Origin of the sequence: Enterobacter sp. SECR19-1250 (assembly GCF_013391025.1) — a bacterium.
GTDB classification, from domain to species: Bacteria; Pseudomonadota; Gammaproteobacteria; order Enterobacterales; family Enterobacteriaceae; genus Enterobacter; species Enterobacter cloacae.
This window is the reverse complement of sequence record NZ_JACASJ010000245.1, coordinates 199-1,651: the sequence shown is the minus strand read 5'-3', so window position 1 is coordinate 1,651 and position 1,453 is coordinate 199. Positions and strand designations below refer to the sequence as shown.

The window sequence follows — 1,453 nt, the reverse complement described above, 5'->3', positions numbered from 1 at the left end:
AAGGCCTTTGAATAAGACAAAAGGCTGCCTCATCGCTAACTTTGCAACAGTGCCCATACAACCACCCCTGTTTACATGATGTAACCTAGACCGAACATAACACCCTCGTTTTTGGTTTACAAGATGTCGCGTTTTGGTTACATGCTGTTAAAATCTGTAAACCCCATAGAGCTTTACAACGTTGTAAACCCTATAAGTTTACAACGTAAATATGAAATATAATAAAAAACAATAACATACAAACAATTCCCTTCTTATCTAAAGATCCCGATGCTCGCACCGGGATCTTCGGAGTAGCTCCCTCCCTTTGGTCGGGCATTTTTGGGGTCAAGGTTCGCCATCGGCGACCGCGAAGCGGCCTGACCTTGACGCCAAAAAAGACCAACCACACTACCCGGCGGTGGTTGTGATCACGCAGTGAGCGCAACCACCTGCCAGACGCTTTTGGTTTTGACCTTTGCGGGTTTCGGGGCGCAGCCCTGAACCAGTCACGTAGCGCTAGCGGAGTGTATACTGGCTTACTAAGCTTTTGGCACGGCAGAACGCACCGATTCTGAGGGGTTTTCGCAGGGATTTCTGATGTTCGGGAAGGTCAACGTCAAGGGCGGCTTAACAGGTGGTTGGCCTCACTTCGTGAAACCAACCACCTTCGCCAATGGTGGGGTTCACTCCAAGCCGTCAAGGTCAGGCCGCTTCGCGGTCGCCGATGGCGAACCTTGACCCCTTTGCGCTCTCAAAAGCGGGTGTAGAGCCTGATATACCGCATAATTCAATTGACCATTCGCTTCGTGGTAAGCCTCAAAAAATGCTTGGGGAGCTTCTGCATCATCGCTATTTTCAAGTATGTCGATCATCTCTGTAATCAGTCGGAGAGCCGATTTTAGTGTGTCTGCGGCTTCACTCATCGTCTTTACCTGCAAACATCGCCATGATTCTTCGCTGGATGTCACCGTCTTTGTTGACCAGTGTTTTTGTTAGGAAAGCCGCATGAGGCTTGGCGTTGTCATATCCTTTCCAGACTTCATGGGGATTTAGTGCATAGGCGCAAACTTTGCCTGCAACTGGTATTTTAACTAGCACCAGTTGCGACTCTAAGAATTTGATATATTTAGATATTGTCTGCCTTGAAACACCCATCAAACTTGCTAGATATGCCTGATCTGCTACAACTGCACCGCAGGCACCATCGATATTTTCCGCAAGCATAGAGTACAGCTCTGCTGCCCCTGAATTGAGCCTGAAAAGCTCTCTAAGACGTTTCCAGCCCAAAGGGTATACCTGGGTGAAGTTTGCGTTCTTTTGCTCTTGTAGGCTCTCTGAGGCGTTTTTACGGTCTTTCTCCTGGAGATCTAACAGCCGTTGTTTTTTTTGCGTCTCTGTACTGACTAACATACAACCACCCCTGTTTACATGATGTAACCTAGACCGAACATAACACCCTCGTTTTTGGTTT

At 47.8% G+C, this 1,453-nt stretch carries 2 protein-coding genes; both read right to left on the bottom strand.

Annotation, left to right across the window (positions count from 1 at the left end; translation table 11 throughout):
* Positions 1–665: 665 nt before the first annotated feature.
* Complete coding sequence (locus tag HX884_RS26315; RefSeq protein ID WP_045289183.1) at positions 666–905, bottom strand: hypothetical protein; 240 nt, start codon at positions 903–905, stop codon at positions 666–668.
* Positions 898–1,392 (bottom strand): replication/maintenance protein RepL, encoded by a 495-nt coding sequence (locus HX884_RS26310; RefSeq protein WP_045289185.1) that lies wholly within the window; start codon positions 1,390–1,392, stop codon positions 898–900. Before HX884_RS26310 ends, HX884_RS26315 begins: the two co-directional genes overlap by 8 nt.
* Positions 1,393–1,453: the final 61 nt, after the last annotated feature.